Origin of the sequence: Pseudoclavibacter sp. VKM Ac-2888, from assembly GCF_015351285.1 — a bacterium.
Lineage (GTDB): Bacteria > Actinomycetota > Actinomycetes > Actinomycetales > Microbacteriaceae > Pseudoclavibacter.
The window spans coordinates 1,781,463-1,803,950 of record NZ_JADKSM010000001.1; the positions used below are offsets into that span (position 1 = coordinate 1,781,463).

Annotated in this window: 19 protein-coding genes; 8 read left to right on the forward strand and 11 right to left on the reverse strand. The window is 67.6% G+C overall.

The window, feature by feature from the left end; all coding sequences use genetic code 11:
- Positions 1-62: 62 nt before the first annotated feature.
- Entirely contained in the window at positions 63-242 is a 180-nt protein-coding gene (locus ITJ61_RS08510; RefSeq protein ID WP_068477200.1) for a hypothetical protein, read from the reverse strand.
- Positions 243-331: 89 nt separating this feature from the next.
- On the opposite strand from ITJ61_RS08510, the gene ITJ61_RS08515 reads away from it, so the two are divergent.
- The 3 genes from ITJ61_RS08515 to ITJ61_RS08525 all read left to right on the forward strand — a co-directional run bounded on the left by ITJ61_RS08515 (position 332) and on the right by ITJ61_RS08525 (position 4,183).
- The gene (locus ITJ61_RS08515; protein ID WP_104242929.1) at positions 332-1,120 is read left to right on the forward strand and encodes an HAD-IIA family hydrolase; all 789 of its coding nucleotides are present in this window, start codon (positions 332-334) and stop codon (positions 1,118-1,120) included.
- A gap of 73 nt (positions 1,121-1,193) precedes the next feature.
- Positions 1,194-2,945 carry a BCCT family transporter gene (locus tag ITJ61_RS08520; RefSeq protein WP_104305902.1) on the forward strand — a complete coding sequence of 584 codons (1,752 nt, stop codon included), beginning with the start codon at positions 1,194-1,196 and terminating at the stop codon, positions 2,943-2,945.
- Between the two features lie 155 nt (positions 2,946-3,100).
- Positions 3,101-4,183 carry a hypothetical protein gene (locus ITJ61_RS08525; RefSeq protein ID WP_104342810.1) on the forward strand — a complete coding sequence of 361 codons (1,083 nt, stop codon included), beginning with the start codon at positions 3,101-3,103 and terminating at the stop codon, positions 4,181-4,183.
- 137 nt (positions 4,184-4,320) lie between these two features.
- Here ITJ61_RS08525 and ITJ61_RS08530 read toward each other — a convergent pair whose 3' ends face one another.
- The 9 genes from ITJ61_RS08530 to ITJ61_RS08570 all read right to left on the reverse strand — a co-directional run bounded on the left by ITJ61_RS08530 (position 4,321) and on the right by ITJ61_RS08570 (position 13,467).
- On the reverse strand, positions 4,321-5,238 hold the full coding sequence (locus ITJ61_RS08530; protein WP_194685961.1) for an endonuclease domain-containing protein: 918 nt from the start codon (positions 5,236-5,238) through the stop codon (positions 4,321-4,323).
- Positions 5,239-5,522: 284 nt separating this feature from the next.
- Positions 5,523-7,022: a lysine--tRNA ligase gene (gene lysS / locus ITJ61_RS08535; RefSeq protein WP_104298307.1), complete on the reverse strand. Its 1,500-nt coding sequence runs from the start codon at positions 7,020-7,022 to the stop codon at positions 5,523-5,525.
- Between the two features lie 130 nt (positions 7,023-7,152).
- The gene (locus ITJ61_RS08540) at positions 7,153-7,848 is read right to left on the reverse strand and encodes a low molecular weight phosphatase family protein (RefSeq protein WP_194685962.1); all 696 of its coding nucleotides are present in this window, start codon (positions 7,846-7,848) and stop codon (positions 7,153-7,155) included.
- Positions 7,849-7,962: 114 nt separating this feature from the next.
- Positions 7,963-8,817: a pantoate--beta-alanine ligase gene (panC, locus tag ITJ61_RS08545; protein WP_194685963.1), complete on the reverse strand. Its 855-nt coding sequence runs from the start codon at positions 8,815-8,817 to the stop codon at positions 7,963-7,965.
- Positions 8,818-8,845: 28 nt separating this feature from the next.
- Positions 8,846-9,583 carry a Rossmann-like and DUF2520 domain-containing protein gene (locus tag ITJ61_RS08550; protein ID WP_194685964.1) on the reverse strand — a complete coding sequence of 246 codons (738 nt, stop codon included), beginning with the start codon at positions 9,581-9,583 and terminating at the stop codon, positions 8,846-8,848.
- Positions 9,580-12,075: a PH domain-containing protein gene (locus ITJ61_RS08555; RefSeq protein WP_194685965.1), complete on the reverse strand. Its 2,496-nt coding sequence runs from the start codon at positions 12,073-12,075 to the stop codon at positions 9,580-9,582. The genes ITJ61_RS08550 and ITJ61_RS08555 overlap by 4 nt, the downstream gene beginning before the upstream one ends.
- Positions 12,075-12,560, reverse strand: coding sequence for a PH domain-containing protein (locus ITJ61_RS08560; RefSeq protein WP_104240378.1), 486 nt, complete (start codon positions 12,558-12,560; stop codon positions 12,075-12,077). The genes ITJ61_RS08555 and ITJ61_RS08560 overlap by 1 nt, the downstream gene beginning before the upstream one ends.
- Before the next feature lie 102 nt (positions 12,561-12,662).
- A complete protein-coding gene (locus ITJ61_RS08565) occupies positions 12,663-13,241 on the reverse strand; it encodes a YdcF family protein (protein ID WP_194685966.1) in 579 nt (192 codons plus the stop codon).
- A gap of 79 nt (positions 13,242-13,320) precedes the next feature.
- Positions 13,321-13,467 carry a hypothetical protein gene (locus ITJ61_RS08570; RefSeq protein WP_181057739.1) on the reverse strand — a complete coding sequence of 49 codons (147 nt, stop codon included), beginning with the start codon at positions 13,465-13,467 and terminating at the stop codon, positions 13,321-13,323.
- Positions 13,468-13,723: 256 nt separating this feature from the next.
- On the opposite strand from ITJ61_RS08570, the gene ITJ61_RS08575 reads away from it, so the two are divergent.
- Positions 13,724-14,413, forward strand: a complete 690-nt coding sequence (locus ITJ61_RS08575) for a hypothetical protein (RefSeq protein ID WP_104240376.1) — start codon at positions 13,724-13,726, stop codon at positions 14,411-14,413.
- A 172-nt stretch (positions 14,414-14,585) separates the two neighbouring features.
- On the opposite strand, the gene ITJ61_RS08580 is transcribed toward ITJ61_RS08575, so the two are convergent.
- On the reverse strand, positions 14,586-15,710 hold the full coding sequence (locus tag ITJ61_RS08580; RefSeq protein ID WP_194685967.1) for a glycosyltransferase family 4 protein: 1,125 nt from the start codon (positions 15,708-15,710) through the stop codon (positions 14,586-14,588).
- 171 nt (positions 15,711-15,881) lie between these two features.
- Here ITJ61_RS08580 and ITJ61_RS08585 point away from each other — a divergent pair, with 171 nt between their 5' ends.
- From ITJ61_RS08585 to ITJ61_RS08600, 4 genes are all read left to right on the forward strand, one after another.
- On the forward strand, positions 15,882-16,910 hold the full coding sequence (locus tag ITJ61_RS08585) for an acyltransferase family protein (RefSeq protein WP_228496929.1): 1,029 nt from the start codon (positions 15,882-15,884) through the stop codon (positions 16,908-16,910).
- 258 nt (positions 16,911-17,168) lie between these two features.
- Positions 17,169-18,998, forward strand: coding sequence for an ABC transporter ATP-binding protein (locus tag ITJ61_RS20275; RefSeq protein WP_146080475.1), 1,830 nt, complete (start codon positions 17,169-17,171; stop codon positions 18,996-18,998).
- Positions 18,995-21,175 (forward strand): glycosyltransferase, encoded by a 2,181-nt coding sequence (locus tag ITJ61_RS08595; protein ID WP_194685968.1) that lies wholly within the window; start codon positions 18,995-18,997, stop codon positions 21,173-21,175. The genes ITJ61_RS20275 and ITJ61_RS08595 overlap by 4 nt, the downstream gene beginning before the upstream one ends.
- Positions 21,172-22,488, forward strand: a complete 1,317-nt coding sequence (locus tag ITJ61_RS08600) for a hypothetical protein (protein WP_194685969.1) — start codon at positions 21,172-21,174, stop codon at positions 22,486-22,488. The genes ITJ61_RS08595 and ITJ61_RS08600 overlap by 4 nt, the downstream gene beginning before the upstream one ends.

Below are 22,488 nucleotides of genomic sequence, written 5' to 3' on the forward strand. Positions count from 1 at the left end.
CGAGAACTGACCCCCTCTTCGGTGAGGGGGTCGAGACAGAGCAGGGAAGGTGAGGTGGCGCGCTAGCTGTTCGCGTCGAGCTGAGGGAGGCCGAGGCGAGCGCGTTCTTCGCGCTCGATCTTGTCGGCCATGGCGCGCTCGCGACGATCGCCGGAGAGGATCGAGGTGAGGATCCAGAAGAACGCAGCCCCGATGATCACGGTCGGGATGAGCGACCAGAGCGCGTTGAGGAAGAAGTCCATGATGGAGGGAGTCTACGCGAAGCCGTTCGCGTACCGGCGAGTCTGTGCACATCCGACTCGGTGTCGGCGCATCCGCCTAGGCTGTGCACATGGTCGATCGCTCGAACGTCGAATGCTGGCTCACTGACATGGACGGCGTGCTCGTGCACGAGCAGGCCGCGCTCCCCGGTGCTGTCGAGCTGCTCGCGCAGTGGCAGCGGGACGATACCCCGTACCTCGTGCTCACGAACAACTCCATCTTCACGGCGCGCGATCTCGCGGCCCGCCTGCGCTCGAGCGGCATCAACGTCCCGGAAGATCGGCTCTGGACCTCGGCGCTCGCGACGGCGGACTTCCTGCGCCAGCAGCTGCCAGGCGGGTCGGCGTTCGTCATCGGCGAGGCGGGACTGCTCACGGCGCTGCACGACGCGGGCTACATCATGACGGAGACCGACCCCGACTTCGTCGTCGTCGGCGAGACCCGCAACTACTCGTTCGACGCCATCACGAAGGCCATCCGCCTCATCGGCAACGGTGCGCGCTTCATCGTCACGAACCCCGACGCGACCGGCCCGAGCGCCGATGGCCCCATGCCCGCGACGGGTGCCATCGCTGCCCTCATCACGAAGGCGACCGGCCGCGAACCCTACGTGGTCGGCAAGCCGAACCCCATGATGTTCCGGTCTGCGCTCAACAAGATCGGCGCGCACTCCCACAACACGGCCATGATCGGCGACCGGATGGACACCGACATCGTGGCGGGCATGGAAGCGGGACTGCACACCGTGCTGGTGCTCACGGGCATCAGCGATCAGCGCGAGATCGAGCGCTACCCGTTCCGCCCCGACGAGATTATCTCCGGCGTGCACGAACTCGTCCGGCCTGCTGGCGAGAGCTGAGTCGGACCAGCCCACTCAACCCTGATTGCTAGGCGAACTAGCGATCTGCCGCAGCTCGCGTACCATTGGCGCAGTGACTTCCAGCTCCTCCAGCTCAGCAGCCGCTCCCGATACGCCGAAGAAGAAGGGCCCACCGACGATCAAACGGTGGGTCTTCTGGCCCGCCGCGATCATCGTCATCGGCTTCGCCGGCTTCTCGATCCTCGCCCCGAGCGCGGCTGACACCGCATTCGGCGCCGTCCAGTCGTCGATCGTGCGCAACTTCAACTGGTACTACGTGCTCATCGCGGCGTTCTTCGTGATCTTCAGCCTCGTGATGGGCTTCGGCAAGTACGGCGACATCAAGCTCGGCAAGGACGACGACAAGCCCGAGTTCTCGAACCTCAGCTGGCTGTCGCTGCTCTTCGCCGCCGGCATGGGAATCGGCCTCGTCTTCTACGGGGTGAGCGAGCCGCTCAGCCACTTCATCGAACCGAAGCCCGGCGTCTCCGGCACCGAGAGCCAGCTCGCCCAGCAGGCCCTCTCGCAGACCTACCTGCACTGGGGCGTGCACGCGTGGTCCATCTACATCGTGCTCGGCCTCGCGCTCGCCTACGCCATCCACCGTCGCGGACGACCGGTCAGCGTGCGCTGGGCGCTGGAGCCGCTCCTCGGCCGTCGCGTTCGCGGAGGCTGGGGCAACCTCATCGACGTCGTCGCGCTGGTCGGCACCATCTTCGGAGTCGCGACCTCGCTCGGCCTCGGCGTGCTGCAGATCGGCTCGGGCCTGGAAGCCGCAGGCATCCTCGAGTCCTCCACGACCTCGTCCATCGCCATCATCGCCGTCATCACCGCGTTCGTGCTCTTCTCGGTGATCTCCGGCGTCGGCAAGGGCATGAAGTGGCTCTCGAACATCAACCTCATGCTGGCGGGCGCGCTGCTCATCTTCATCCTCATCGTCGGACCGACGCAGTTCCTGCTGCGCGACTTCGTCCAGTCGCTCGGCAACTACCTGCAGAACTTCGTCAGCCTCACCTTCTCGACGAGCGCATTCTCCGGCGAGGCGGGCGTCGACTGGCAGTCGGCGTGGACCACGTTCTACTGGGGCTGGTGGATGTCGTGGGCGCCGTTCGTGGGTGTCTTCATCGCCCGCATCTCCCGCGGTCGCACCGTGCGTGAATTCGTGACGGGCGTCATGCTCGTGCCGACGCTCGTGACCTTCCTCTGGTTCTCCGTCCTCGGCGGCACGGCCCTCTACATGCAGCTGAACGGCATCACCGACTTCGTCCAGGGCGACGGCTCGGTCGACGTCGAAGGGGCCCTCTTCCAGATGCTGGCCCAGCTCCCCGGCGGTGCTGTGCTGACCATCGGCGCGATCATCCTCATCGCGATCTTCTTCATCACGTCCGCGGACTCCGGCGCGCTGGTCATGGGCATGCTCGCGACCGGCGGCCAGGCCGAGCCGAAGCACTGGGTGCGCGCGTTCTTCGCCATCATCACCTCGCTGCTCGCGGTCGCGCTCCTGCTCGCCGGCGGTTTGAACGCCCTGCAGACGGCCGCGATCAGCATCGCGCTGCCCTTCTCGATCGTCCTGCTCCTGTCCTGCTGGGCGACGGCCCTCGCGTTCGCGCGAGAGAAACGTGCCTACGACCGGGCCAGCCGCGCCGCCCTGGTCGGCCACATCGGCGACTTCTACGGCCTCGAAGTGGACGAGCCCGTCGAGCGAGCACCCGGCAAGATGTTCCCGTGGCTGCGGAAGGCGAACGTCATGAACGTGCCCGTTGCGGGCCCGCAGACGAGCCAGGTCGCGGTCGTGGCGCAGGCTGACGAGCCCAAGAACGGCTGACCGCCGAGCGGGTCGGTCTCGAGCCAGGTAGGGGCCGGATGCACACGCATCCGGCCCCTACCTGTTCCTCTGCCAGCACCTCACGCCCCCGCCCTCCCTCTCCCCGGATGTCAACCCTCAGCGAGCATTGACCGCGAAGCCCCACCCTGGAGTGGATGCAGAAACTCGCCGGCGCCCTCCTCCCCGCGCTCACGCCTTCCCGACTCCTCCACGTGGCCAAGACAGCCGCCGCCGCAACGCTCGCCTGGTACGCCGGACACCTCGTCCCGGGGGAGGCGAACGCCTACGCCTACTACGCTCCCCTCGGCGCACTGGTCGCAAGCGTCCCGACCGTGGCCGGATCCGTGCGATCGAGCGTCCAGGTCGTGGTCGGTGTACTCCTGGGCGTGCTCGCCTCCGGAGCGCTCCTGACCCTCGGCACCCCCGTGGCGCTGGCAGTCCCCGTCGCGGTCGGTGTCGGCACCCTGCTCGCAGGGATTCCGGTCTTCGGCGCGGGCCGCGACTACATTCCCATCGCAGCCCTCTTCGTCTTCGTCGTCGGCGGCGCGAATCCCGACGGATTCTCCATCGGCTACGTCGTGCAGATGGCTGTCGGCGCGGCCATCGGCGTCGGGCTGAACCTCATCGTGCCTCCCGCCACCGGCCGGAAGCAGGCCATGGAGGCGATGAGCGCCCTCAAGACCACGATCGCCGACACCATCCAGCGAGCGACGGAGCTACCAGCCGGCGATGCTCCGGAGGACGACCTCAAGGACTGGCGAAGCTCGCTGCTGCGCCTCGACGGCGAACTCGCCGACGCGAAGACGCTCGTCGCCGAGGTGCAGGAGAACCTCCGTGGCAACGCCAGAGGTCTTCGCGCGAAGTTCGACAGCTCCTCCGTCCAGGCGGAGCTGGACAGCCTCAGCCGCATCACTCGACACATCGCCGAGCTCCAGGATCCGTTCCTCGAAGTGTCCTGGAGCGAGGCGAAGCCCGAGTCCGGGCGTGCGCTGCAGGCCTCGGGAGAGCAGCTCGGGCAGCTGCTGCGCGCCTGGGACCAGAGCGAAGCAGATCTGCACGCACGCCTCACCGCCGCTTCCTCGGCCCTCGACGACCTGCAGCGGCTGGAGTTCGAGGATCACACGGGGTGGGATCCGCCAGCGCAACGCCGTTCCGTCACGATCTACGCGCTCAGGAAGATCGTCGCCGAGATCGAGTACCGCGTGGAGAGCCAGAAGAGCACGGCCTCCACGGCGTAGGCGCGACCCCCAGTTCCCCGCCCGCGCGCCCCGCTCCCCGCCCCTCGCCCCTCGCCGCCCGCCCCCATCGCGCAGAGCTGACTTGTGGTCGTCAACCTCGCGCGAGAACGACCACAAGTCAGCTCTGGGCGAGGGCCTCAGCGTGGACGCATCGCCGCGCGGAGTCGGGCGAAGAGGCGCGTCGGGTCCTGGATGTCGCGTCGGGTGATCTGGATGACGGTCCAGCCGAGGCTCTCGAGCTCACGTCGTCGTTCGATGTCCTCCACGGCCTTCGCCACGGTGAAATGGTGTGCGCCGTCGTATTCGAGCGCGATCTTCAGCGAGGGGTAGGCGAGGTCGATCCGCGCCACGAACCTCCGTCCGTCGAAGACGCGGTGCTGCAGGACGGGTTCCGGGAAGCAGGCCGAGACGAGGGCGTGGCGAAGCCGGGATTCTCCGGGCGATTCGACCTGCGGTCTAGCGAGTTCGACGGCAGCACGGAGCTGGGCGACTCCAGCACGCTTCGCCCAGGCGTCTGCGACTGCACGGAGCTCGTCCAGCGTGGCCAGCGAGCCGCCGTGGCGCCGTCCGGGGTAGTTGTCTGCGCGTGTGAGAAGTGCATCCGCCTGCACGAGGGTTTCGCGCGGGCTGACCTGAGCGGCGAGCTGCGCCCAGGCGACGCAGGGCGACAGCAGTCGGACACCCTCGAACTCGCGGTCGCTGAACAGGTGCGGAGCCAGCCGGATGCCCGTGACCGCGACTCCAGTTGGGACGTGCCCTGGACTCCGCACGGCGACGAACGTGTGTCTGCGCGATTCGATCGCAAGCGGGAGCGGGATTCCCCAGACCCGGCAGGCGGAGACGCTGGCCAGCGCGACGTCCCGCGGTGAGGCTCTCGCGTAGGCGAGGTCGGCGTCTCGCGGTGACGTGATCTCGCGGGTGGTTCTGATGCCGCGGTGCGGGCCGGTCGTCGTCGACGCTCTGACCTGACCCCGCGTGATTCCGCTCTCGAGAGCAGCGAAATAGCGGAACGTCGTGTTGGCGAACTCGGGTGGGAGCGGCGTCTTGGGTCGCATGCAGGAACGGTAGATGGATGCGCGCGGCTGCGCCCCGCCCATCTCCCCGCCTGTGGAGACGGCGCTCTCGACACCCGACGTGCCTGCAAACCGCCCCGCCCACGCGCCATCCCGCGCGCCATCCCGCCCGCCCTCGCGCCGCCCCGCGCGCCATCCCGCCCGCCCTCGCGCCGCCCCGCGCGATCCCAAGCTCCAAAGATGACTTGTGGTCGTCAAACTCGAGGTTTGACGACCACAAGTCATCTTTGGGAAGACTGGGCGCGGGGAGCTACCTCACACGGGCCCTACTTGACGAGGGGGAACAGCACCGTCTCGCGGATGCCGAGGCCGGTGATGGCCATGAGCAGGCGGTCGATGCCCATGCCCATGCCGCCGGAAGGAGGCATGGCGTGCTCCAGCGCAGCAAGGAAGTCCTCGTCGACGCGCATCGCCTCGGCGTCTCCCCGCGCCCCGAGCGCCGCCTGCTCGACGAAGCGGGCGCGCTGCTCGACGGGATCGATGAGCTCCGAGTACCCGGTCGCGAGCTCGAAGCCGCGAACGTAGAGGTCCCACTTCTCGACGACCCCGGGGATCGAGCGGTGGGATGCGGTGAGCGGCGACGTCTCGACGGGGAAGTCCATGACGAACGTCGGGCGCGTGAGACCCTCCTTCACGAAGTGCTCCCACAGCTCTTCGACGAGCTTGCCGTGCGTGGGGTGGTCGACCTCGACCTCGACCTTCGCCGCGAGCGCCTCGAGCTCGGCGAGCGACGTCGACGGCGTGATCTCGACGCCTGCCGCCTCCGACAGCGACGGGTACATGGACACTCGGTCCCAGTCACCGCCGAGATCGAACTCGGTGCCATCCACCCAGGTCACGACGTGCGAGCCGGCGACGGCCTGGGCCGCGTTCTGCACCAGCTCCTGGGTGAGGTCGGCGATCGAGGTGTAGTCGCCGTAGGCCTGGTAGGCCTCGAGCATCGCGAACTCGGGGCTGTGGGTCGAGTCGGCGCCTTCGTTGCGGAAGTTGCGGTTGATCTCGAAGACCCGGTCGAGGCCGCCGACGACGGCGCGCTTCAGGTACAGCTCGGGTGCGATGCGCAGGAACAGCTCGGTGTCGAACGCGTTGGAGTGCGTCACGAACGGGCGGGCCGCGGCGCCGCCGTGCATGGTCTGCAGCATGGGCGTCTCGACTTCGAGGAACTCGTGGTTTGCGAAGGTCTGGCGCAGCGAGGCGTTGGTCTTGGCACGAGCGACCACCACCTCCCGGGCGACGGGTCGCTGGATGAGATCGAGGTAGCGCTGGCGGACGCGCGTCTCGTCGCTCAGTTCGGCGTGAAGGTTCGGGAGCGGCCGGACGGCCTTGGAAGCCATCCGCCATTCGTCGGCCATGATGCTGAGCTCGCCGCGGCGAGACGAGATGATCTCACCGGCAGCGAAGACGTGGTCGCCGAGGTCGACGTATTCCTTCCACAGGTCGAGCTGCTCCTGGCCGACGACGGCGAGCGACAGCATGATCTGGATGCGCGACCCATCGCCCGCCTGGAGGCTCGCGAAGCAGAGCTTGCCGGTGTTGCGAAGGTGCACGATGCGCCCCGCGACGCCCGCGCGCTCGCCGGTCGACGCGCCGTCTTCCAGTTCGGTGTGGGCTGCCCGCACTTCCGCGATGGTGTGCGTGATGGGGAGCGTCAGGGGGTAGGGCGCGATGCCCGACTCCAGCATCCGCGCGCGCTTTTCGAGACGCACCTGCTTCTGCTCGGAGGCTTCGGCCTCGGAGAGTGCGTCTTGGATGGGCGCGTCGGCCATTCGGGCTCCTTGCGTTTCGTGCGGCTGGGTGTGGATGCGTGTCCCGGGCGCGACGAATGGCGCTCGGAAACGCACTCCCCCAGTTTGGTGCACTTCGCGCCGTCGCGCGAACCGGCGAGCCTCGAGGAGGCTACGCGGTGCGGGCCTTCGCCCAGTCGACGACGCCCTCGAGGTAGGCGACGATCGTCTCTGCCGCTGGCACGAGCTCGCGGCCCGAGCGCTGGTAGGTCTCGTCCGAGCGGCGGAACGGGTCGACCACGTCGTAGTCGGCGGCGTTCTCGAGCGGAGCGACGAGGCCGCGCAGCGGGGCGGCGGCGGCAACGGCCGCGGCGAGCGCGGCGGTGACGATGTCCTGCTCTGAGGCGCCAGCGCCGGCGCCGTCTGTGGCGCCTTCGAGCGCTTCGCGGCGCGAGCGACGCGAGCCGTGGCTCGCGCCCGGCGCCTCGTAGGACTCCTCGAGGTCTTCCGCGGTGACCTGGCTCGCGATGTGCGCGAACTCGCGCAGCGTGAACGTGCGCCGGACGACGGAGGGGGCGAGCTCGACGATGCGCTGACGGTGGTCGCGGGAGAGCGCCAGCACGAGGCCTGCTCCGCGGGCGATGTCTTCCGTGAGCTGCCTCGAGATGTGCTCTTCCGCATCCGTTACCCCGTACTGGGCTGCGAGCGCGAGGGCTTGCTGCGGCATCCCGCTGCCGACGAGGGCACCTGTCCCCGCGCTCTCGACGGTGACGCCGGGCAGATCCCGGAGTCCGTCTCGAAGCAGCTGCTCGGCGAGTGGCGAACGGCAGATGTTGCCCGTGCAGACCGTCAGGATGCGAAAGCTCATGCGTGTGTTCCCCCAGGGGTCGTGGAACGTTCAGCGTAGCAACGAGACGAGCGGGACGCGGCACTCGTGCTGTTCGCGCGCGTCCGGCTGAAGCCGGAGCCGCCCGCGAGCGCCTTAGCGGTACTCGCCGACATAGGCCGGCATGTTGTCGATGAGGCGTGTGGTGCCGACGCGGGCGGCGACGAGCACGAGCGCCGTCCCGCGGTACGCCTCATTGACGAGCACGAACGTCTCGGGATCGACGATGGAGACGTAGTCCATCTTCACGAGCTTCTCATCCATGAGGGCGCCCTGGGCCTGCGAGATCATCTCGCGGATGCCTCGGTCGCCGTTGGCGGCGGCGGCCGAGAGCGCGCGCACGAGGCTGAGGGCCGCGCTGCGCTCGTCGTCGGAGAGGTAGACGTTGCGGCTGGAGCGCGCGAGGCCGTCTTCTTCCCGGATGATGGGCGCGCCGACCACGTCGATATCGAGGTCGAGGTCGCGGACGAGGCTTCGCACGAGGAAGAGCTGCTGTGCATCCTTCTCGCCGAAGACCGCCATGTTCGGGCGGATGATGTTGAAGAGCTTCGTGACGACCGTGAGGACACCGTCGAAGTGCGCGAGCCGGTGTGCCGCCTCGAGGATGCCCGCGGCGGGTCCGCCGACGAGGCGCGTCTGCTTGATGCCGTTGGGGTACATGTCGCTGACCGCTGGCGCGAACACGTAATCGACGCCGGCCGCGTCGAGCTTCGCGAGGTCGTCCTCGAAGGTGCGAGGATAGCGCTCGAAGTCCTCGCCGGGCGCGAACTGCATCGGGTTCACGAAGACGGACACCACCGTCTTCGAGGCGCTTCGCTTGGCGATGTCGACAAGCGAAAGATGGCCTTCGTGGAGAGCGCCCATCGTGGGCACCAGGGCGATCGTGTCGGTTTTCCCGACTTCCCGGAGCACTGCTTTGGCTTCGGCGATCGTGGTCAGAACGTGTGGCAAGAGCCCTCCTCGGAACCTGCGGCTGCCGCTACGAGCGCGGGTCCGCCTCAGGAAGCGTACCGTCGAGCGGGTCGAGGCGTTGCGGGGTGGCGTCGGCGAGGGCGTTGTCTGCGGCCGAGCGCACGAGGCTGGAGAGCATGAATCCGGGGTTCTCGACACCGATTCCGGTGAGCAGCTCCGTGGCCTGCTTGACGATGGAGCGAGTGAACTCCGTCGCAGTGTGGAGTGCTTCCGCGTAGGTTGGGCGGTCCTGCTCGGCGATGACGACCGGCTCCGCGCCGATCTCGACGACGAGTGCCTGCGCGATCGGCAGCACCGGCCGCGGCGCGGTCACTGCGCACCAGGCTTCCTTGAGGCGGTGCAGGTCGAGGCTCGTTCCGGTGATCTCGATCGCGGGATGCACGGCGAGCGGGATCACGCCTCGGTCGAGCGCCGTGCCGAGCACGGCAGTCCCGCGCCCGGAGACGGTGTGCAGGACCAGCTGACCCGCGACCCACGCTTTGGTCTCGGAGAGCTCGAGGACACGTGCTTCGAGCTCGTCCTCGTCGAAGGCGAGGATCACGAGCTCACTGCGCTCGATGGCCTGCCGCTGGGTGAGGTTGGGGGCCCCGGGCAGCATGGCGGATGCGCGCTCGGTCGCTTCGACGGACTCGGTGGCGACGCCGACCAGCGCATGCCCGGCTCCGGCGAGTGCCGTTGCGACGATGAGGCCTGTGGGCGAGTCCCCCACGAGTCCTATGCCGAGCCGCCCTTCGCGTGTGCTCATGCGTTGCCCTCCGGAACCTGTCTGCTGTCGTGGCCCGGCTGCTGGTCTGAAGCGGTGCCGTTCTCCCGCTGCTCCCGCAGCTGACGTCGGGTCAATGGCTGCGCCTGGTCGGCGGCACCCGCGGACTCTTGGGCCTGGTCGCTCGCGATCTGCGGCGCCGCCGTGGGGGCAGCCTCGCGCTCGACTGGCGGGCGGTGCGTCGGCGCGGGGGCGATCGTGGCCGGCGACTGGATGGGCGTCGGGGTCGTGTCGATCGCGGAGTCCACCGACGCAGGCGGCGCGGCGACGGGTTCCCAGGAGACGGGGGGCCAGGCGCCGTTCGCCGTCGCCCCTGGGACGGGACCGATGGACGTGGGCGAGGGCGCCGGAGCCAGAGCCGGAGACGGAGCCGCCGAAGGACCGGGGGTGGTCGCAGGCGGGCCTGCGCTCGCGGGAGTAACAGAAGGGCCGACGCCGGCTGAGGGCATGGATCCTGCTGAGCTGGCTGAGCCGAACTGCGCCGGGATCCTCGAGAGATCCGGCGCGGGCGTGGCCCGCTGGGCGGCGACCGGTTCCGCGACGGGCGGTGTGGAGGTGCCGTCCACGCCGCTCTGAGCGAGAGCCTGCTGATATTCGCGTTCGGCCTGCAGCACGGCGATCGTCTGACTGTCGACGGCGATCCCGCGGCTTTCCGCGTCGGCAACGCGCATGCGCGCGGTTGCGATGGCGCTGAGCGTGGCGGCCTCGCGCCAGCGGTGGGACGTGTCGAGGCTCGCGGCGCGAATGGCGACGGCGGAGACGTCGTCGAAGAGTCGGACGCCGATGTCGCCGTCGACCATGCCGATGCGGGTCGTGACGCCCATGCCGAGCACGGTGTGGGCGTGGAGGTTGACGACGTTCGCGAAGTAGCCGACTGGGCCGCGGTCGAGTCCGATGGACTGCATCCGCTCAGCGGGCACGATGGTGAGCTTGCGTGACCAGGCGCCGAAGCGCAGGTAGAGGGCGCGGCTGTCGAGGCGGAAGCCGTGTCGCCGCCACGAGAAGGGCCGCATCCACGCCGCGCGCTTGGGGGCCGTGACGAAGTAGTCGTCGTCGCCCTTGCTGTACATGCCGAGCTCGATGAGACGGCGCACCTCATCGTTGACGAGCATCGGGAGGAGGAGCGCGAGCACACGCTCGGTCTCAGCTCGCGTGCCGACAGGGAGCACGAGGTTGCGGGTGAGCGCTGCCTGGTTCTGCGAGCCGTCGGAGGAGACCTGCTCGGTGCCTGCGCGGGTGATGCGGACCATCCACCAGTCGAAGGGGCGCCAGAAGAGGGGCTGGGAGACCTGGACGGCGTGGATCCGGCCGGGCGGGACCGTGTCGTTGCTCGTGGTGAGGAGCCCTCGCCCGACGCGCACGCCGTCGGGCGTCGCGGCGATGCTGTAGTTGAGGGATGGCAGGATCTGACCGGCCGTGATGGCGAAGAACACCGCGCCGAGGGGCAGGATCGAGAAGAGCAGCCACCAGAACTCGAAGGTGAAGGTGATGATGAGCCCCGCGATGAGCGTGAGGATGACGACGACGAGCCACGGGTTGACGAGGTTGGCGACGACGAGGCGCCACGGCGGGAGGCGCACCACCGACTGCGGCGCCGCCTCTCCGGGGGCGAGCTCGGGGCTTGTGAGCTCCTCGACTCGCTGCGCGAAGAACTCGGAGGCTCTCGTGCGCAGCTGCTCGGCGGTCGGCGGGCGCTGGGCCGCTCCCTGCACCACTGCCCCGGCGGGGCCGGCACCGCTCGGCTGGCCTGCGCTCGTCGGCATGTGCATGCCGCCGTTGGCACCTGCGAAACCGGGCTGAGCGGGGCCCTCGAACGACTGGCCGTGGGCTGCGCGCTCGTTGCGCTTCGCCCCCGATGCGCGTTGCAGGATGCCGGCGCGAATGCCGTCGGCGTCGCGGGTGCGGACATAGACGAGCTGGATGTTCGCGTTCTCGCCGGCGACGCCGATCTCGATCTTGGACGCCCCGACGATTCTCGCGACGAGCGGGCGCTGAATGTTGATGTCCTGCACTCGATCGAGTCTCGCCTGACGGCTCTTCCGGAACAGCACGCCGCTCTGCAGCTCGATCGTGGTGTCGCTGACTCGGAACTGCGCGAAGCGCCACGAGAGGTAGCTGAAGAGTCCCAGGAGGATGATGACGAGGAGCGTCCCGAGCGCGGCCCAGAGCAGCCAGGTCTGGTTCTCGAAGACCATTCTCGTGGGGTCGTACTCGGCGCCGCTGTACTCGTCGAGCTGCGGGAAGATGAAGCTCGTGATCGTCTGCCAGGACTGGTTGATGAGGAAGGCGCCGATCGCGATGACGAACACGCCGACTTTGAGGAGCGGTGTGAGCGGGTGGAGTCGATGCCACTCACCGTCGATCAGGTCGGAGCCCTGGCCGAGCGCCGGCCCCGGAGGCTGCGCCTGTGGCGCCCCAGACGGCGGGCCCCCGAACCGGGCGCCGGGTGACTGAGGCGGGAGGTGGGCACTCATCAGAGCCCTGCTCGACGAGTCTCGGCGAGTGCGACGAGGTCGTCCCGGAGCTTCTCGGCGTCGCGCCAATCGAGGCCTGGAATGGTCACGTTGGTGATCGCGGCGGCGGTGACGACCTTGAGCGAGGAGAGCCCGAAGATGCGGGTGACCGGACCGCGTTGGATGTCGACCAGCTGCAGACGGCCGTACGGGATCGCGACCATGCGGCTCCAGAAGAGACCACGGCGGAAGACGAGGTCGTCCTGGCGCAGCTGGTAGCCGATGGCGCGCACGCGTCGCCATTCGAAGGGGATGGAGATGAGGATCAGCAGGAGGATGGCACCAGGGGCCAAAGCGATCCAGTTCGAAACGTCCGGGATCACGAGGAGAGCGATGACTCCCGCGAGCGCCACAAGCGCCCAGAAGAACGCCCCGAGGAGTTCAGACCAGATGTACTTCGCGGAAACCCTGCGCCATTGCACGGTGGTGTGGTCAAGCGCGGTCATGCTGCCCCCTCGTTGCGACGTGTCGTCATGCGCCTACCGTATCGAGAACGACCGACATGTCGGGTCGCCCTGCCTGGCATCGGCCGAACTGCGCCGTCCGCGTCAGCAGGTCGGTGCGATCAGCGCCTTGATGAATGCCCCGGACTGATACAGGTACTGCCAGGCCCAGTTGGAGTCGCCGATGCCGACGCCGTCGTCCGTGGCGAGCACTCCCCCGCCAAGGCAGTCGGTGAAGATCATGCGGGCGCGGGAGATGTGGGTGACGCTCGTGACGATCATGACCGACTCCCATCCTTCCGCGGCAGCCAACCGCTTGACCATGAGCGCTTCCCCTGCCGTGGTGAAGGGTTCTGGGATGAGGCACCGCGTGACGGGCGCGGTGGACGCGTGGTCCGCCCCGACCTCGCACGCAGGGATGTTGATGGCGGAGTCGATGCCGTAGTCGTCGACGGCGATGACGACCGTGTCGCTGTAGCCGTCGGCGGCCAGCTGCTGGGCGGCCTGGATGCGTGCCTCACGCGGCGGACCGAGCACGATGATGGCGTCGACCTCTCGGGGTTCGTCCGTGGAGGGGAAGACGAAGAGGGGAAGTCCGGCTGCGATGACGACGACGAGCAGAGCAAGCGCCACGCCTGCGATGGACGCCACCCGTCTCGCCATCCCCGTTCTGCTTCCGCTCACCAGCACAGGCTACGTGAGCGACGGGACCCGCCTCCGCCGCGCGCCGCGTCTCACTGCCGCGCGCGGTCCGAGCACACCCTCACCCCGGCACCTCGTGGGTGGACGCGGCCTGAGCTGGCGCCGCCACGGCGATGGCGATGATCGGAGTGGCCCAGGCGACAGCGCCCAGTAGGCTGCGCCGTTCAGCGCCCCGCTCCGACTCTGCAGCTGATTCGTGTGTGGACATCGTCGTTCCCCCTTGCTCTCGTGCGCGGGGCGTTTCCCGCGCACCAGGTCGGCCGGCGACTGACCCCCGTCGAGTTCCGACCTCCCGAATCCCCGACCCTACCCGGATTGGCTCGGTCCAGGTATGGGCAGAACTCCCCTGTGGATGCTTCGAGCAGGTCGCCCGTCCGAACGTCGCCGCCGGGCAGGTGCGGTCACGCGGGAACCGGGGGCAGGGCACCGGCTCCGTCGATCGCGCAGGGCAATAGCATTGGCCCATGAATGTCCCGGCGGAGCCGCCTCCAAGACGCTTCCTCGGCGCTGTCGAGCGGCGGCTTCCTGCCACGCTCGTCGAGCATCCGTTGCGCTGGAGCTGGGCGTGGTTCGTGGTCCTGGCGTCCGCGACGATCCTGGGCTGGGTCGCCGACTGGCCGATGCCCGTGTGGGCGGCGGTGGTCGTCGTGGGATCGCTGCCCTCGCTGACGGCGACGGTCGCTCTCCTCCTCCGCACTCCTCGCAGCCACCTCGACGAGCACGACTCGGTCTTCGGTCATTTCTTCGTCCGATTCGTGACGCTCGTGGTGGGGTTCGCGGCGTGGACGATCTCGGTGGTCATGAGCGCGAGCCTCTCGACGCTGCTGCAGCTCATGGCGGAGAACCGCGAGGACGAGATCACCTACTCGGGCATCCAGCTCTTCGCAGGCCTCATGCTCCCGGTCGTGCTGGCGATCTGGCTCGTCTTCCTGCTTCGCTGCGCCTGGTTCCTCGCCAAGCTCCGCGGATGGCGGGAGCACCCATCCCCTGAGCGCTCGCGTGTGCCAAGCACGTTCCTCGCCGAGTTCCCGAGGATGCGCCACGTGGTCGTCGGGTTTGCGCACCCCGGTGCGCTGCTCGCATCCGCTGGGCTCTCGTCGGCTGCAGTCCTCACGGAGGAGACGCTGCGCCTGACCTTCACGATGCTCTTCTAGACCTCTCGGGCCGTGCGCGCGGCCCAGGCGACAAGGGCACCACCGAGGAGCAGGACAAGAGCGGCCCCTGAACCCAACCCGCCCAAGACGCGGTCGACGATCGGAGCGAGCCGCTCAGGGCCTCGCCGAGCCCTGGCCGGGCATCGTCCTGACAGATAGCCAGTCAAAGCGACTACGCCGCATTCCGCCCCGCTCCCGGGGAACGGCGACGGGCCCCCGGCGAGTTCTCCACCCGATCGCGCTCGAGCTGCTCGGCGATCGACTTCCACATCTGGTCGAAGGTGTACCGGTCCTCGACGGCAGCTCGCGCCCTGCGGCCCACCTCGAGCAGCTCGGCTGGCCGGGTGAGAACCCTCTCTATCACCGCGGCAACCCCCTGCGGGTCATGGAGGGGCATACCGAAGTTGCTCACGCCCTCGTCGATGTACTCGCGCATCGCCTCCGTCTCGGTCACGGCGCAGGCTTTGCCAGACGACATGGCCTCGAGCAGCACGCTCTGGCCAGTGGGGTAGGCGAGGTCATGGGTCGGGGTGACGACGAGCTGGGCCGCGAGGAGATTCTGCCGGTGGGTCTGCCCGTCGGTGGGGCCGCTCGTCGTGACGTTCTTCGGCAGGTCCATCTGCTGGAATCGGTGGAGGTGCGAGACGAGGTGGAAGTCGACGTGTGGGAGGAGCCGTGCGGCCTCGACGAGGGTCTCGAAGTCGCGGCCAGCATCGAGGCCTCCGCTGAAGACCTGGAATCGCTGCTCGACCGAGGAGTCCGGCACGTACTTCGTGTGCTCGACCCCGAAGTTGATGGGAGCGACTTTCCCACCGGCGCCGATCTGAGCGAAGAGCTCGACTTGGTTCCGTGAGAAGACGAAGATGCGATCCACACCCGCCACCGTTCGCGCGATCTCCTCGCGCCGCGCAGCCGAGCCGGTCTTCAGCTCCTCCCCCCACCAGCAGGAGACGGCGGCGAGTCTCGTCTTGGCATACGCGGTCAGACCCCGGCGCTTGAGCGCGGCCGGAAGCACAGACTTGTCTTCGAGGATCGCCAGGACAGCATCCGCCCGCCGCGCCGATGCCAGCCCCCGGATCGCGAGGTCGGCGGGGACACCCGTTCGGTGCTCGACGACGTCCTTGACCTTTCGGTGCACCCGAGAGCTCGGCATGCGAACCGTGACCAGGTTGGCGTACTGGCCGAGCAGCTCCGCGCAGTAGGGCCCTCGCAGCTGATCGCCGGGCGAAGTCCCCGAACGGATCGAGGGCAGCCCGTCGTGGTCGAAGAGGCCCAGGATGGTGATGTTGTTGTTCACAACCTCAGCCTAGAGACACCGCGGCCATTTTCTCCCATCTTGTATGCTCGGGCGCATCTTGTTGCACACCAGGCGCTAGCCTGAGTGCGCAAACGCGTCCACCCCCCTGAAGGCGCGCGTACTTCTTGAGGGGGATCCATTTCATCGACACGATTCAGAGAACTCGATGGGCTGCGCGGCCTTGCGGCTGCTGCGGTCGTCGTAGGTCACTTCACGACCACATTCTCCGTTCACTACCCGACGGCGCCGGCAAGCTCCTTCGAGCTGCATCACGGCCAGTTCGGAGTTCAGCTCTTCTTCCTCATCAGCGGGTTCGTCATCCTCATGACCGCTGATCGGGCCAAGCGCGCTTCCGACTTCGCAATCTCACGGTTCGCCCGTCTCTACCCGGCCTACTGGATAGCCGTGGTCATCTCGGTCGTCGTGGGCGCGCTCGCGAACGTTCCGGGAACGCAGCTGACGCCGCTCCAGACGCTCCTCAACTTCACGATGATCCAGCGGCTGCTGCTCGTTCCTGACGTCAACGGCGCCTTCTGGACGCTGGCGGTGGAGATGCAGTTCTACATCATCGTCTTCCTCGTGCTCTTGCTCACCAAGTGCAGGCTGACGGACGTGCTCCTGCGATGGTTGGTGGCGGCCTGGCTCGTCATCGCGGTCGGTTCGGCCGTCGTGGCGGCAGTCCTTGCCCCCGGCATCGACATCACGGCCGCTCCAGTTCTGGTCCGCGCGATGGTCAACGTCACCCTCGCGGAGTACGGGCCGCTGTTCTGCCTCGGAATGCTGCTCTTCATGGCCCGCAGGAACCAGCGGTTCGAGTGGCTGACGATCCCGGCCTTCCTCGCCGTCGTCGTGTCTGCCGCCCTGCTCCACTCGCCGAGCTACGCCGCGATCGTTGCCGGCATCAGCGTCTTCTTCGCTTTCGTCGCGCTGCGCACGTCGACTCCTCCGCTTCGGCTGAGTCCCCTGCTCTGGCTCGGAAAGATCAGCTACTCGCTCTACATCGTGCACGTCGTCGTCGGCTACGCGACGATCGATCTCCTCTGGCCGCTCATCGGACGCGACCTCGCGGTGCTCGTGGCGATGCTCGTGGTCACCGTTCTGGCCTGGGGCCTGTACTCGCTCGCCGAAACCCGCATCACGCCAGCTTTGCGACGTTCATTGCTGCGCCGGGCTGACGGACGAGGAAGGACCGCGACGTGAGCCATGTGAACACGTTGGCCATGGCCGTTGGCGCCAGTCTCGGGCCGACCTGCTCCTTGGCGCGTTCTCGCCGGCGCCTCAAGCTGCACGAAGGCCGGCCTCCGCGACGATCTGCCGAACGCCGCGGCGCTCCTCTCCCGAGTCGGGGCCCGGATGTAAACCGCGACTTCTGGAAATTGCACGTGATTTCGCGGGTGATATCCTCCGTTCGGGGCCAGCTGATGCTGTCGGCTCTTCACACACCGAAGTCCACTTGAGGTGACTACGATCTTGCTATCTAAACTGCAGCTCATCTTCTCCAAGGGGGCTCGCCGGAAGTTGATCATCGGGCTGATCGGCTCGGTGATCGTCGCACTCGCTGAGACTGGGTCGGTGCTCCTCGTCGGTCCGCTCTTGGCCATCCTCGCCGGCGGCTCCACGACAGAGGGCATGCTGGGCACCGTCGCGACGCTCTTCGGGAACCCCACGCCGGAAGTACTGATCATGTACCTGCTCGGAGGGGTGGTCGTCGGCTTCGTGCTGAAGGACATCTTCTCGATCGCGTTCCGCTGGTGGATTCTGGGCTTCATCAACCGCGAACAGGCCCGAACGGCCACTCGAATCCTCAACTACTACCTGCATGCGCCGTACAGCCTCCATCTCGGTCGAGGCACGGCTGATCTCCTGAGGACCATGGGCACCTCCGTCGGCCAGCTCTATTCGCTCGGCGTGATCGCGGCGCTGAACGCCATTACCGACAGCATCACGATCGTGGCGCTTCTTGTGTCGATGCTCATCGTCATGCCCCTGCCCACGCTGATGGCCTTCGTCTACTTCGGCATTGCCATGTTCGTCTTCGCCCGAGTCATCCGTCCGCGTGCGGAAGCGGCTGGCCGGATGAAGATGGATGCAGCAACACATGGCTATCGCGCGGCCCTGCACGCCCTTGGCGGCGTCAAGGAGATCAAGATCCGCAGCGCTCAGCCGCACTTCGTCAACGTCTACGAGAAGGTCGAGCTCCAGCACGCGCAGGCTCTCCGCCTCGTCGGCTTCCTCGCGGAGGTTCCGAAGTACTTGCTGGAGGCGCTGTTCATCCTGGGCCTGGGCGGGCTCATCATGTTCCTGCTGAACACGGGTGGAGGCATTGCAGCGGTGACCTCGATCGGTCTCGTCGGAGCCGCTGGCTTCAGGCTCCTCCCGTCGCTCTCTCGTCTCCTCGCCTCGATCTCGAACCTGCGCGTCGGAGCCCCCGCGCTCGACGAGGTCTGCACCGAACTCGAACGCGCAACAGAGTACGAGACGAGCGCGAACCTCGCGGCCGCCAACGACGGCACGCTCGATTTCTCTCACACTCTCGAGGCGAAGAATCTCGGCTTCCGCTACGAAGACGCCTCGGAGAATGTCCTGAGCGACATCAACCTGACCATCCCAGCAGGTTCGACGCTCGCGCTCGTCGGATCAAGCGGTGCAGGCAAGAGCACACTCGTCGACATCATCCTCGGGCTCCATCGCCCCACCGCAGGCACGCTCACCGTTGACGGGCAGGACCTGCGCGACGACCTCGTCAAGGCCTGGCAGCACCACGTCGCGATGGTTCCGCAGGAGGTCTTCCTCCTCGACACCAGCCTGCGGGAGAACATCGCGTTCGACGCCACGGCCGATGAGATCGATGAGGAGCTCCTCGCCGAGGTCGTGCAACGAGCACAGCTGCAGGACCTTGTCGATTCTCTGGAGGGAGGCCTCGACTCCTCTGTCGGCGACCGAGGCTCACGGCTTTCCGGCGGTCAGAGGCAGCGCGTGGGCATAGCTCGTGCCCTCTACCGGCGCCCTTCGCTTCTCGTGCTGGATGAAGCGACTTCAGCTCTTGACAATGAGACAGAACACAAGATCATCGAGACCATCGACGGGCTCAAGGGCGAGGTGACCGTCGTCATCGTCGCTCACCGGTTGTCCACGGTCCGCGAAGCAGACGCGCTCGCCTACATGAAGAACGGGCAGGTCGCCGGGTACGGCACCTTCGAAGAAGTGCGCTCCAGCAACGCTGATTTCGCTCGTCAAGTCGAGTTGGGCCTGCTGAAGGTCACCGACAGCGATCCCGTGACTCCGTGACGCGGCCTCAACCTCTTGAGACGCGCGTCGTCATGCTCGGCGGCGCGGTCCCGTACCCCGGTGTTCGCCACGCGGGCGGCCTGTACGTCCACCACCTGACGCGGTCGTTGTCGGAACACGGTGTGGTCGAGGTGATCGCTCCGGACCACACCGCGAACCAGAAGGCGCTCGAGCATGTGGACGCGCGCGTCGCAGCGCACCTGGTCGGCCGATGGGCGTCCCCCAGCTCACGACAGCGGCTGCTGCAACGCGGCGTCGGGATCGTCGAGAGGGGCTGGAGGCGCGTCGATCCTGCAGCACCCCCACTCGGCATCCTCGTGAGCCTCTACTTCGATCCGCGGGTGCGCGAGTCCGTCGCGAGCGCCGACCTCGTCGACCTGCAGTGGTTCGAGTTCATTCGCCTCGCCCCGCACATCCGACGTCTCAATCCGAGCGCACGGATCGTGGGCACCTTCCACGATGTGCTCTCGCAGCTCTACGCGCGTCGCGCTGACGACGGAGGCCTCGGGCGGTGGCGGCGCGCTGAGACCGTGGCCATCGCCGCGGAACGTCGCTCCCTCCGGCACCTCGACAGCGTCCTGACTCTGAACGAGAAGGATGCGGAGCTGCTGAGGCGACGCGGAGCGACCGAGGTCGAGGTCATCGACCCGCCTCTCTCCCCAGTTGCACTGCCGACTCGTGACGTGGACAGCGCCTCCCCGGAGGTCGTGTTCGTCGGATACTTCGCGCGGCAGGTGAACGTCGATGCGGCGACCTGGTTCATCGATCAGGTCTGGCCGGAGGTCATCGCCGCGGTTCCCCACGCCCGGCTCACGCTGGTCGGCCTCGACCCGGATGGGGCTCTGGCTCCTCTCGTCTCGCGGGCGGTCCAGGTGACCGCGGCGGGATTCGTCGACGAGCTGTCGCCAGTCTACGCGCGAGCCGCTGCTGTGGTCGTTCCGCTCCTCTCAGGCTCGGGTGTGAAGTTCAAGACCATCCAGGCGATGACGCACGGTGTGCCGACGATCTCGACCTCCGTGGGCGCCGAGGGGATTGCGCACAGCGACGAGCTGGAGGCGGTGACGGACAACCCCGCAGCGTTTGCGGGGGCCGTCGTCGGGGTCCTGCGCGACCAGCGAGGCGCCGACCTCCGAGCCGACGACCTCGCCGGGAGACTCTCGGCGACCTACGGCGAAGAACGGTTCAGGGAGACAGTGAAGAGAATCTACGGCCAAGACGAGCCACAGGCAGCCATCGACAGGGACTCCGTGACGGTGGTCATTCCCTACTACGGGGAGCCGACGGACACGCTCAACCTCATCGAGCAGCTGCGCGGGCAGGACGGTCTCGCCGAGATCATCGTCGCCGATGACGCGTCTCCCGTCCCCTTCCCCCAGCAGCCGGGGGTACGACTCGTGCGCCGCGAGGCCAACGGCGGGTTCGGCGCCGCAGTGAACACCGGCTCAGAACTGGTGGAGACCGACCTGATGCTGGTCCTGAACAGCGATCTGGAGGTGGGCGCAACGTTCATCCGCGACCTGCTCGATGCCGCTGGACCACTTCCTACCGCGGTCGTCAGCCCTCAGGTGGTGAAGTCGAACGGTGAGCCGGAGTGGACCGCTCGCCAATTCCCACGCATCAGACACCACGTGGTCGAGTGGCTCTCCCCGCTCGCGCGCTGGCGCCACCTTCCTGCACTGCAGCGTGCCGTTGGGCACGTGACTGCGCTCACACCAGGGGGCAGCGACCGAGTCGACTGGGTCATCGGTGCCGCGATGCTCCTTCCCGTCAGGGATTTCAGGAGTGTCGGAGGTTTCGACGAGCGGTACTTCATGACGTCCGAGGAAGTCGATCTGCAGCGGCGTCTCCTCGCACGGGGCGTTCCCTCCTACGTGGCGAATACCGTCACCGTCACGCACGTCGGTGGCGGATCGTCGGACACTTCTCTGCGGCGGCAGTGGCTTCTGACTGCTCGGCAGCGCTACGTGAACAAGTGGGGCGGTTCGGTCGCCTTCACGACATCCCTGGCACTGGCGAGCCTCGTCAACTTCGCGGTGAACGCCCCCCGGCAGCTGACCGGACGTGACCTCGACGCGCGCGCGACGCTGCGATACGAACTCGGCCTCCTCCGGACAGCGAGGCAGCAGGCGAGCCAACCGTCGCACCCGTCGACCCGTATCCGAGCGGAGCACGCATGACCGCCAAGACTCCACGCACGGTGGCCCTTCTGGGGACCAGGAAGGCCGCGCACCTCGCGAAGGGTGCGCTCGGCAAGGTCCACGGCGCACTCGCGGATGTGGAGGCCCACCTCAGCAGCCGTATAGATGCGGGTGCGGGAGCCTCCGTCACGCCGGACGAATTGCTGGCGAGTCGCTTCGCCGCCTTCCGCCCACTCCACGCAGCCCCGCCAGCGGCCGGTCAGCGCCCGTCGGTCACGGTGTTCGGCTTCTTCAACAGCAGCGGCTTCTTCGGCGGCATCGCGACCCTGCTCAATTTCAGTGCGACCGTCGCCAACCACCTCGACTACGACCTGCGCTTGGTGCACACCACCTCGTTCGACGGTGACCCGGACGTCGCCGGCTTCCTCAGGAACCAGGGCATCGATGTCGACCCCTCGCGCATCCACTTCGTGAACGCAGCTCACCGCCGGGCCGCCGGCGCCTCGCTCCCCCTGCACCCCGACGATCTGCTGGTGGTCAGCGCCTGGTGGGACGCATTCGCGGTGGATCGACTGGCACACGACCGCCCGTATGTGTACCTCATCCAGGACTACGAGCCGATCTTCTACAACAACGGCGACCAGCAGCTCTGGGCTTCGTCGACGTACGAGTCAGTGAAGTTCGTGCCCGTCCTCAACAGCTCGATCCTGCACGACTACTTCCGGACGACTCCGCACCATCGCGTCGCGGCCGAGGCGCTTGTCTTCGAGCCAGCGGTGCGAGTCCCCAAGCGAGAGTCGACGCTCGTCGAGCGACCTGGCAAGAAGCGCCTCTTCTTCTATGCCAGGCCAGAGACTGATCGGAACCTCTTCTACACCGGCCTGCTCGCCATCGACCAGGCATTCGAGGAAAGCGCCGAGCTTCGTGACAACTGGGATGTCTGGCTCGGCGGAACCCACACGATCCCCCCGCTGCGGCTCAAGAGCGGACTCGAGTTGCAGCGGCTGGGGAAGATGTCGTTCGAGGACTACCAGCAGTTCACGCTGACCGCAGACCTCGCCATCTCCCCGATGCTGGCACCCCACCCGAACTACCCGACCCTCGAGTTCTCCCGCCTCGGGACGCCAGTCATCACAACCTCCTGGGAGACGAAGATCGACCTCGACCGCTACTCCGAGATGATCACGCTCGTCGAACCGACCGTGGCCGCGATGTCGCAGGCGATCATCGAGCGCGCGACGCGCGAGACAGCGCAGGAGGGCGCGGCTCCGAAGACCGAGGAGTCCTGGACACAGGCACTCGCTGAAACTGCCGCGACCGTGACCGCTCTGCACAGAGGCGCTCTCGGATGA

Excerpts from the sequence above, each read along its gene's own strand:
- ITJ61_RS08510 (WP_068477200.1), bottom strand. The coding sequence starts at position 242 with ATGGACTTCTTCCTCAACGCGCTCTGGTCGCTCATCCCGACCGTGATC.
- ITJ61_RS08560 (WP_104240378.1), bottom strand. The coding sequence starts at position 12,560 with ATGACCGCGCTTGACCACACCACCGTGCAATGGCGCAGGGTTTCCGCG.
- ITJ61_RS08575 (WP_104240376.1), top strand. The coding sequence starts at position 13,724 with ATGAATGTCCCGGCGGAGCCGCCTCCAAGACGCTTCCTCGGCGCTGTC.
- lysS (WP_104298307.1), bottom strand. The coding sequence starts at position 7,022 with ATGGCCGACGCGCCCATCCAAGACGCACTCTCCGAGGCCGAAGCCTCC.
- ITJ61_RS08570 (WP_181057739.1), bottom strand. The coding sequence starts at position 13,467 with ATGTCCACACACGAATCAGCTGCAGAGTCGGAGCGGGGCGCTGAACGG.
- ITJ61_RS08530 (WP_194685961.1), bottom strand. The coding sequence starts at position 5,238 with ATGCGACCCAAGACGCCGCTCCCACCCGAGTTCGCCAACACGACGTTC.
- ITJ61_RS08550 (WP_194685964.1), bottom strand. The coding sequence starts at position 9,583 with ATGAGCACACGCGAAGGGCGGCTCGGCATAGGACTCGTGGGGGACTCG.
- ITJ61_RS08515 (WP_104242929.1), top strand. The coding sequence starts at position 332 with ATGGTCGATCGCTCGAACGTCGAATGCTGGCTCACTGACATGGACGGC.
- ITJ61_RS08555 (WP_194685965.1), bottom strand. The coding sequence starts at position 12,075 with ATGAGTGCCCACCTCCCGCCTCAGTCACCCGGCGCCCGGTTCGGGGGC.
- ITJ61_RS08525 (WP_104342810.1), top strand. The coding sequence starts at position 3,101 with ATGCAGAAACTCGCCGGCGCCCTCCTCCCCGCGCTCACGCCTTCCCGA.
- ITJ61_RS08600 (WP_194685969.1), top strand. The coding sequence starts at position 21,172 with ATGACCGCCAAGACTCCACGCACGGTGGCCCTTCTGGGGACCAGGAAG.
- ITJ61_RS08540 (WP_194685962.1), bottom strand. The coding sequence starts at position 7,848 with ATGAGCTTTCGCATCCTGACGGTCTGCACGGGCAACATCTGCCGTTCG.